Raw genomic sequence first — 8,744 nt, 5'->3', positions numbered from 1 at the left:
AACGGGGGAACGGCGTGCGGGGTGTGAGCACCTCGTCCGGGCGCATCAGAAATCAAGGGGGAAAGTCTTTGGGGGTCGGCGCCTTCGGCCGGGGGGCGGCGTGGGGCGCCGGGGTCGGCGGCCTACGGGCGGAGGGCTCGTGGCGCCGGGTCCAGGTGTAACGACCGGGGGGCCGGGGATCATTCCGGCGGTGGCCCATCCATCGGCACCCTCGTGGAGGCGGTGGCCGAGCGGTCGTTCGTAGGTAACCGTAACGACCGGCCGGGGCCCGGCATTCCAAGCCCGAGCGGTCGGCGTTCCAACCCTGAGGCGCGGGGTGGCGGGCCGGTGGTCCTGCGATCGTCAGGGTATGTAACGACCCCGGGCCCGCCATGATTCCAGGCCACGGGTGCGACCGGTCACAAGCCAGAGGCGGCCGAGACCGGACAAACCACCCAGACAACCCAACGGGCGGTGCCTCAGACACCCACCACGGGCATGATCCACTCCATATCGCCGATGTCGGGGCATCACACGCCCCGGACACCCCCACCTCGCCGACGTCGTGTCGATCATGGGCCCGCGGCCAAAGCACCCTCTGCAAATCAGACAAAACACCCTGCCGGGGTGTGTGGACTCCCTGAGGTCGCAGGTTGCCAGCCGGCGCGGACGGCCGAATCCGACGCAGCGAGCCGACCGGTGACAACCGAGCCGGACCGGCGACGCGACAACCCGAGCGCACCGGGACAAGAGAGCCGGGCCGGCGACGCGCGACAACCCGAGCGGACCGGGCGACCCGCGACAACCGAGCCCGACCGGCGACGCGCGACAACCCGAGCCGGACCGGCGGCGCACGACAACAGAGCTGACCAGGCCGCACGGTCAGGGCCGCCAGGAGCCTGGCAGCAGCGCGCTGGGAACGTCCTGAGCGACACCGGCTCCGGTGGGCGTTACCCTGACAGCATGCAGGTCCTCTCCCCCACCGCGACCGGCGTGGCCTTCCTGGCCCGTCCGGGTCGCCCTGCTGTGGTGGCGCGGACGCTCGCCGAGCTGGCGGGTCCCACCCGGGGCGTGGTGGAGCTGCCGGTGCGGTTGATGTGGAACGCCGAGCGCACCTTCGACCTCGGTGACCGCGACCAGCTGCTCTGGATGTACGAGAACGTGCTCCGCGAGACCACCCGCGCCGAGGACCTTCGCGTCCTGATCAACGGACGGACGCTGCGCCGGGTGTGGCGACTGCTGAACCTGCCCCGGGGCGTACGCCAGGCGTGGGAGAGCCGGCACCGCGGCCTGCGCGCGGCGTGATCGGGCCTCATCTGCACGAGTTCTACCGGGAGGTGGCCCGGGTGGCGCTGGCCGCCGCCGGGCCGTACCGGTTCGTGTTGGGTGGCGGGGTGGCCTGGGCGGCGCACGGGATGGTCGCCCGCCCGACGGAGGATGTTGATCTTTTCGCCGACGTGGAGGGCGCTGCCGCGGCGGCGTCCGCCGGGGTACGCGTTGCGCTGGAGCGGGCTGGGTTCATGGTCAGCGATGCCGACCCCGACAGTGACCTCGCCGAGCTGTTCGACGGGTACGGCCGGGACATGAAGGACTTCGTGGTGAGCCGTGACGGCCGTGAGATCCGGCTGAGCCTTGCCCGGTTGGACCGGCAGCAGAGCCCTGTGGTGATGGACCTCGGCCCGGTGATGGACGTCCGCGACCTGGTGGCCAACAAGATCGCGGCGTTGGTCAACCGGCGGGAGGTCCGTGACTTCATCGACGTGGCGGCGGCCCTGGAGCACTACGACGTGACCGAGCTGTTGGTGCTGGCCCGGCAGGTCGACCCCGCGCTGGACCCGGCGGACGTGCGGGCCGCCGGCCGTTACCTGGACCGGCTGTCCGAACAGCGCTTCGGCCGTTACGGGCTGGGCGCAGCCGACGTCGCCCAGGTCCGGCAGCGCTTCGCCGCGTGGCCGCGCTGACGCCACGCCGACACGCGACACGCGCCACGCGAAAGCCCAGCCCGACGCGCGCGCCACGCGCCACGCGCCACGCGCCACGCGCCACGCGCCACGCGCCACGCGCCACGCGCCACGCGCCACGCGCCACGCGCCACGCGCCACGCGAAAGCCCACGCCAGACGCGCGGGCCACGCGCCAACGCCAACGCCAACCAACGCAACGATCCACGGCAACGAGCCGCACCGTCGGGCGGGCAATCCCAGAGAACGTCTACCCGGCGGTGGATCACTTGGTCGGTCGGCCGCCCGTGACCCCCAGGATCTCGCCAGTGACGTAGCTGGACTCCTGCGAGGCGAAGAAGACGTACGCGGGAGCCAGCTCCGCCGGCTGGCCGGGGCGACCCGCCGGGGTGTCGGTGCCGAACTGCTTCACCTTCTCCTCGGGCATGGTGGCCGGGATCAGTGGCGTCCAGACCGGGCCGGGTGCGACCGCGTTGACCCGGATGCCCTGCTCGGCCAGGTCGGCGGCGAGGGCCTTGGTGAAGTTGGCGATGCCGGCCTTGGTCGTGGCGTAGTCCAGCAACTGCGGTGACGGGTCGAACGCCTGGATCGACGCCGTGTTGATGATCGCCGCCCCCTCGGCGAGGTGTGGGATGGCGGCCTTGCAGAGCCAGAACATCGCGTACAGGTTGGTCTTGAGCACCCGGTCGAACTGCTCGGTGCTGATGCCGAGGATGCCCTTGTCCTGCGACATCTGGTACGCCGCGTTGTTGACGAGGATGTCGAGGCCGCCCAGGTCACGCACCGCCCGATCGACCAACTCCTGGCAGTGCGCCTCGTCGGTGATGTCACCGCGTACCGCGACGCCCCGCCGGCCGGCGTCCTCGACCAGTCGGATGGTCTCCTGGGCGTCGGCGTCCTCCTCCTCGCTGAGATACGAGATGAGTACGTCCGCGCCCTCCCGCGCGAAGGCGATCGCGACCGCTCGGCCGATCCCCGAGTCACCGCCGGTGATCAGCGCGCGCTTGCCGTCGAGTTTGCCGCTGCCCCGGTACGACTCCTCGCCGTGGTCCGGTTTCGGGGTCATGGACTCGGTCGAGCCGGGCGGCGACTGCTGCTGAGCGGGCTGGCCGGACTGCTGACCGTACTGGCTGGTCGGGTCCTGCTGGGTGTGCTGGTCGCTCACGGACATCTCCTCGCGCTGCGCGGAAGCGGGTTCCTACCGCCCTACCCTGCGGTCGCCTGCGGAAACCGCGTGACGATCGGGGCTGGCGTGGCGGGAGTGCCGCCTGGTGGTTATGGTGCGCGAGGCACCCACGAGGCGCCTCCACCCCCATGGAAAGGCACGTCATGACCTCTCCTTCCGGCCCGTCGCGTCGTCAGGTGCTCGTCGCCGCGGCGGCGGCGGCGACCGCCCCGCTGATCGCCGCCGCGCCCGCGCAGGCGGCCGGCGCGGCCCGGTCACGCACCTGGGACCTCACCCTCCTGGGCACGTCGGACACCCACGGCAACGTCTACAACTGGGATTACTACCGCGACGCCGAGTACGACGACAGCAAGCAGAACGACATCGGCGTCGCGAAGCTGGCGACCCTGATCAACCAGATCCGTCGGGAGCGGCGCGGCAAGGCGACGCTGGTGCTCGACGCCGGCGACACCATCCAGGGCACGCCGCTGGCCACGTACTACGCCAAGCAGGAGCCGATCACCGCCACCGGGGAGAAGCACCCGATGGCCCGGGCGATGAACATCATCGACTACGACGCGGTGACGCTGGGCAACCACGAGTTCAACTACGGTCTGCCGCTGCTGGATCTGTGGATCCGCCAGCTCGGCTTCCCGGCGCTCGCCGCGAACGCGGTCAACGCGAAGACCGGCAAGCCGGCCTTCCTGCCGTACGTCATCAAGAAGGTCTCCCTCGGTTTCGCCGCGCCGACCCTGCGGGTTGGCATCCTGGGGCTGACCAATCCCGGTGTGGCCATCTGGGACAAGGGCAACGTCGAGGGCCGGCTGCGGTTCGACGACATGATCGCCACCGCGGCGAAATACGTACCGATCATGCGGGCCCGCGGCGCGGACATCGTGCTGATCTCCGCGCACGGTGGGGACAGCGGCACCTCCAGCTACGGCCCGGAGCTGCCGAACGAGAACCCCACCGCGCTGATCGCCCAGCAGGTGCCGGGAATCGACGCGATCCTTTTCGGTCACGCGCACAACGAGGTCGTGGAGAAGTTCGTCACCAACGAGCGGACGGGCGCGCAGGTGCTGCTCTCGGAGCCGTCGAAGTGGGGCCAGCGGCTCACCCGGATGGACTTCACCCTCACCCGTGAGCGTGGCCGGTGGACGATCACCAAGAAGGCCGCGTCCATGCTGAACACCAACACGGTGGTGGAGGACCCGAAGGTGCTCGCCGCCGTGCGGGCCCAGCACCAGAAGACCGTGGCGTACGTGAACCAGGTGGTCGCCCAGTCCACGGTGGAGTTGTCGGCGGCGGAGTCGCGGTACAGGGACACGCCGATCCTGGACTTCATCAACCACGTGCAGACCGAGGTGGTCGGCGCGGCGCTGGCCGGCACCGCGTACGCGGACCTGCCGGTGCTGTCCATCGCGGCGCCGTTCAGCCGTACCGCGGTCTTCCCCGCCGGTGACGTCAAGATCCGTGACGTGGCCGGCCTGTACGTGTACGACAACACCCTTGAGGCGGTCGTGCTCAGCGGCGCCGAGGTGCGCGCGTACCTGGAGTACTCGGCGAAGTACTTCCGCACCCTCGCGCCGGGTGCCCCGGTCGACCCGGAGCAGATCAGCGACCCGGCGGTGCCGGACTACAACTACGACGTCTTCTCCGGCCTGGACTACGACATCGACATCTCACGGCCGGTGGGCCAGCGGATCACCCGGCTGGTGTTGCCCGGTACCGACACCCCGGTGGCCGACAATGCGCAGTTCGTGGTCGCGGTGAACAACTACCGGCGTAGCGGCGGCGGCAACTTCCCCGGCATCGTGAAGACCCAGGTCTACAACGCGCAGCAGGAGATCCGTCAGCTGCTCATCGACTGGGCGCAGGCCAAGGGGACGATCGACCCGGCCGACTTCTTCCAGCCCAACTGGCGGCTGGTACGCGAGGGCGTGCCGGTCTTCTGACCTCAGCGCATCGCAGACGGGCCGTGGGTGGTGACACCCGCGGCCCGTCGCGCGTTCTCAGCCCTGCACATTCCAGCGGACCGGGTCCTCGGCCTTGTCCGGCCGGTCGCGCCCGGGATCGGTCTCGGTCAGGGCGACCCGCTCGTCGGGACGGACAGCGGGCGGCAACTCCCCGAACCGTACGTGGCGCAGGAACGCGTACTCGTCATCGGTGAACGGCTGCTCGGCCATCGGCACCTCCTGCTGCTCCCCCGCCATTGTCCAGCGACCGGGCGGCTCGGCACCAGCAGCCTGTTCGACGAGGTCTGGTCCCCTGTTCCGGTCGGGGCTGTCACACCGCGTAAGGCATCCTAGGATCCTGGGTGAAAGGCGACGGGCCGGCGCGGGTCGGGTAGCCGGTCGAGCAGCGCGAGGGCTGCTCGGATGGGCCGGCGGTGCAACATCTCGTCGAAGCTCGCCCGGCCCTGACAGAACTGAACGAACATCCGCCAGCCCGGCGGGGTCGCCAACAGGGCGTGGAACACGTCCGGGCGGCGGGTGAACACGTCGAGCAGCCGGAAGCCCGCCCGCATCTCCGGCACCAGACGCTCGGCGACCGCCCGCTCGTACCCGGCCAGATCACCGCCGGCAACCGCCGCACCGGCCAGCTCACCGGAGCGCAACGCGAAGCTGATGCCCTCCCGGCTCCACGGCTCCAACAACCCGGCCGCATCCCCGACGACCAGCACCCGGCCGGTGCGCAACGGCGAATCCTCCGCACGGCAACGGGTCAGGTGACCGGAGTCGTGCTCCGCCGGCAACCCGGTCAGCCCCAACCGGTCGACGAACCGTCGCAGGTAGTCCCGGGTCCCATCCCCCGCGCCCCGGGCGGCGATCACGCCAACGGTCAACCGGTCGCCCTTGGGAAAGACCCAGGCGTACGAGCCCGGCATCGCGCCCCAGTCCAGCAGCAACCGCCCTCGCCAGCGCTCCTGCTCCACCGGCGGCACCGGAATCTCCAGCTCCAGACCCAGGTCCACCTGCCGGTACCGAACCCCCACGTGCCGGGCGGTCACCCCCGATGAGCCGTCCGCCCCGATCACCGCTCGGGCCGCGATCGTCGTACCGTCAGCCAGCCGCAGGCGTACCCCCTCAGGGTCCTGCTCGATCGCGCGGACAGCGACCCGCTCACGCATCTGCGCGCCGGCGGCGACGGCCGCCGCGCGCAGCCGGTCGTCGAACTCCTCACGGCGCACCATGGTCACCACTGGGCTGTCGTTGCGGCGGGTGAACTCGCGGCGGCCGTCGCGGGTGAACGTGACACGGTCCACCCGGTCGTGTGCGGGCACCTCGATCCGATCCTGAACGGCCGCCAGGGAGGTGCCGATCAGGCCACCGCCGCAGGTCTTGTACCGCGGGTGCGCGGCCCGTTCGACAACCAGGGTGCGGACACCAGCGCGGGCGGCGGCGTGTGCCGCGGAGAGCCCGGCGGGGCCGGCGCCGACGACGACGAGATCCCAGACGATCACGGAAGCAGCCTAGGGCACCACCGGACACGACAGCGGGTCTCCCGCCCACCGTCCCGACCGCCCGAACGGGTGCGCATCTTCGGTCAGCAAGGGGGTAAACGGCGCAGGGCAACCGCCGCCGCGATGGCGGACGAGCGAAGGAGGAAACAATGCAGCAGGTGCAACTGTCGGAGGCCGAGCAACGGGTGTACCAGGCGGTCACCACCCTTGAGGCACGCGGGCAGGTGCCGTACCCGGACCTGATCGCCGAGGAGTCCGGGCTGACCGGGGAGCAGGTGGGCAGCCCACTGCACCTGCTCACCGAGAAGGGCCTGCTGCACCGCGAGGACTCGCCGATGGCGGGCCTCGACTTCGGTCCCCGGTTCTGCGCCCGCCAGATGGCGTGACCCGCGGAACCACCCGAGACGATTCGCCCCCCGGTGACCCGGGTAGCGGTCAGCAATGCGTGATCGACGGTCAACGGGGGGCACGATGAGTGCGGCGCAAACGCCGCAGCCGGTGGACGCGGCCGAGAATCGGCGACGCTGGCAGGCCGTCGGCGTAGGGTTGGTCGCCGCGTTCATGACGCTGCTCGACGTGAGCATCGTCAACGTGGCGGTACCGTCCATCGACCGGGCGCTGCACGCCTCGCCGAGCGACCTCCAGTGGATCCTCTCCGGGTACGCGCTCACCTTCGGGCTGGCGCTGGTGCCCGCCGGGCGCTTCGGCGACGCCCGTGGGCGGCGCAACGCGTTCGTGTTCGGCATCGCACTGTTCACCGTGACCAGCGCGCTCGCCGGCCTCGCCACCTCCCCAACGTGGCTGGTCGCCGCCCGACTGCTTCAGGGCGCCGCCGCCGGCATCGTCAACCCGCAGGTCATCGGGCTCATCCAGCAACTGTTCCGGGGGCCGGAACGGGCCCGCCCGTTCGGGCTGCTCGGCGCCACCATCGGAATCTCCACCGCCGTCGGCCCACTGATCGGCGGGCTCCTCATCGCCATCGGCGGCGAGGAACACGGGTGGCGCTGGGTCTTCTTCGTCAACGTGCCGGTCGGCATCCTCGCGGCGTTCCTCGGCTGGCGGCTGCTGCCCAACCGCCCCAAGGGGCAACCGGACCCGCGCCGACTCGACCCGGTCGGCGTGCTGCTGCTCGGCGTGGGCGTGGTCCTGGTCCTGCTGCCACTGGTGCAGGAGCAGCAGTGGCGGACCCCGTGGAAGTGGGCACTCATTCCGGCCGGTCTCGCGGTGCTGCTCGCCTTCGGGCTGTGGGAGCGATGGTACGCACGGCACCGCGAACCGCTGTTCGACCTACGGCTGTTCACCTTCCAGTCGTACACGCTGGGGTCGCTCATCGCGCTGGTCTACTTCGGTGGCTTCACCGCGATCTTCTTCATCTTCACCCTGTTCCTGCAGAACGGCCTCGGCTACAGCGCGCTCGTCGCCGGCCTGGCCATCACACCGTTCGCCCTCGGCTCAGCCGCCGCCTCCGTGCTGGGCGGACGGATCGTCAACCGCTTCGGCCGGCCACTGGTGGCCATCGGCCTGTTCGCCGTGGTGGTCGGCTTGGCGGGAACGGTGATCGCGCTGCACCTCGCGCCGGACGCCCCAGCGCCCTGGGTCACCGCCGGCCCACTGCTCGTCGCTGGCATCGGCAGCGGGCTGGTGATCGCCCCCAATCAGACGCTCACCCTCGCCGAGGTGCCGGTGGAGCAGGCGGGCAGTGGCGCGGGCATGCTCCAGACCGGTCAGCGGATCGGAGCCGCAGCCGGCATCGCGGCCGTCGGCTCGGTGTTCTTCTCGTCGCTGTCCGACAGCCGCGGCAACTGGACCAGCGCCTTCGAACAATCCCTGCTGTTGGCCACCGGCATCATCGCGCTCGCGCTGATCGCCGCGCTGATCGATATCCGCCGCACCCACAACCACGGCAAGACCTGACAACACCAGGGGTACGCCGCCAGCACGGTCGCCGGACATGCCGCTGGCCGGCACCCCGGAGTTGGGGTGCCGGCCAGCGGGTCTAGTTCGGTGGGTCAGCTGTTCCAGTGCTGGCCGACCAGGTCGGTGGCCTGCTGCTCCCACTGGGCGTAGGCGTCCGGGTACGCCGAGACCTGTACGGTCTGCGCGGCCTGGGTCAGGGGCATGTCCTGCCACCCGTCGACCTGCTTCAGACCCTTCAGGAATGCGGTCGTCGAGTAGGC

Annotated in this window: 8 protein-coding genes; 5 read left to right on the top strand and 3 right to left on the bottom strand. The window is 70.7% G+C overall.

The features are described from left to right. The first annotated feature begins 942 nt into the window (after positions 1 to 942). Both ABZT18_RS32015 and ABZT18_RS32010 read left to right on the top strand, forming a co-directional pair. The gene (locus tag ABZT18_RS32015) at positions 943 to 1,284 is read left to right on the top strand and encodes a hypothetical protein (protein WP_354996506.1); all 342 of its coding nucleotides are present in this window, start codon (positions 943 to 945) and stop codon (positions 1,282 to 1,284) included. Then, positions 1,281 to 1,940 carry a nucleotidyl transferase AbiEii/AbiGii toxin family protein gene (locus ABZT18_RS32010; protein ID WP_354996507.1) on the top strand — a complete coding sequence of 220 codons (660 nt, stop codon included), beginning with the start codon at positions 1,281 to 1,283 and terminating at the stop codon, positions 1,938 to 1,940. Before ABZT18_RS32015 ends, ABZT18_RS32010 begins: the two co-directional genes overlap by 4 nt. 264 nt (positions 1,941 to 2,204) lie before the next feature. On the opposite strand, the gene ABZT18_RS32005 is transcribed toward ABZT18_RS32010, so the two are convergent. Continuing rightward, positions 2,205 to 3,110, bottom strand: coding sequence for an SDR family oxidoreductase (locus ABZT18_RS32005; RefSeq protein ID WP_354997892.1), 906 nt, complete (start codon positions 3,108 to 3,110; stop codon positions 2,205 to 2,207). Positions 3,111 to 3,268: 158 nt separating this feature from the next. Here ABZT18_RS32005 and ABZT18_RS32000 point away from each other — a divergent pair, with 158 nt between their 5' ends. After that, entirely contained in the window at positions 3,269 to 5,059 is a 1,791-nt protein-coding gene (locus ABZT18_RS32000) for a 5'-nucleotidase C-terminal domain-containing protein (protein ID WP_355253266.1), read from the top strand. 57 nt (positions 5,060 to 5,116) lie between these two features. Here the strand turns inward: ABZT18_RS32000 and ABZT18_RS31995 are convergent, their stop codons facing one another. Together ABZT18_RS31995 and ABZT18_RS31990 are read right to left on the bottom strand one after the other, a co-directional pair. After that, positions 5,117 to 5,290: a hypothetical protein gene (locus tag ABZT18_RS31995; RefSeq protein WP_354997890.1), complete on the bottom strand. Its 174-nt coding sequence runs from the start codon at positions 5,288 to 5,290 to the stop codon at positions 5,117 to 5,119. Between the two features lie 119 nt (positions 5,291 to 5,409). Next, positions 5,410 to 6,567, bottom strand: coding sequence for a geranylgeranyl reductase family protein (locus tag ABZT18_RS31990; RefSeq protein ID WP_355253263.1), 1,158 nt, complete (start codon positions 6,565 to 6,567; stop codon positions 5,410 to 5,412). A gap of 149 nt (positions 6,568 to 6,716) precedes the next feature. Between ABZT18_RS31990 and ABZT18_RS31985 the strand changes: the two genes are divergently transcribed. Together ABZT18_RS31985 and ABZT18_RS31980 are read left to right on the top strand one after the other, a co-directional pair. After that, positions 6,717 to 6,953 carry a hypothetical protein gene (locus ABZT18_RS31985; protein WP_124823326.1) on the top strand — a complete coding sequence of 79 codons (237 nt, stop codon included), beginning with the start codon at positions 6,717 to 6,719 and terminating at the stop codon, positions 6,951 to 6,953. 55 nt (positions 6,954 to 7,008) lie between these two features. Then, positions 7,009 to 8,481 carry an MFS transporter gene (locus ABZT18_RS31980; protein WP_354997888.1) on the top strand — a complete coding sequence of 491 codons (1,473 nt, stop codon included), beginning with the start codon at positions 7,009 to 7,011 and terminating at the stop codon, positions 8,479 to 8,481. Positions 8,482 to 8,744 lie beyond the last annotated feature (263 nt).

This window comes from Micromonospora sp. NPDC005291 (assembly GCF_040607415.1).
GTDB lineage: Bacteria > Actinomycetota > Actinomycetes > Mycobacteriales > Micromonosporaceae > Micromonospora.
This window is presented reverse-complemented; position numbering and strand designations above follow the sequence as displayed.

Coding starts and splice junctions, on each gene's coding strand:
- ABZT18_RS32015 (WP_354996506.1), top strand. CDS start 943: ATGCAGGTCCTCTCCCCCACCGCGACCGGCGTGGCCTTCCTGGCCCGT.
- ABZT18_RS32005 (WP_354997892.1), bottom strand. CDS start 3,110: ATGTCCGTGAGCGACCAGCACACCCAGCAGGACCCGACCAGCCAGTAC.
- ABZT18_RS32000 (WP_355253266.1), top strand. CDS start 3,269: ATGACCTCTCCTTCCGGCCCGTCGCGTCGTCAGGTGCTCGTCGCCGCG.
- ABZT18_RS31995 (WP_354997890.1), bottom strand. CDS start 5,290: ATGGCCGAGCAGCCGTTCACCGATGACGAGTACGCGTTCCTGCGCCAC.
- ABZT18_RS31985 (WP_124823326.1), top strand. CDS start 6,717: ATGCAGCAGGTGCAACTGTCGGAGGCCGAGCAACGGGTGTACCAGGCG.
- ABZT18_RS31980 (WP_354997888.1), top strand. CDS start 7,009: ATGCGTGATCGACGGTCAACGGGGGGCACGATGAGTGCGGCGCAAACG.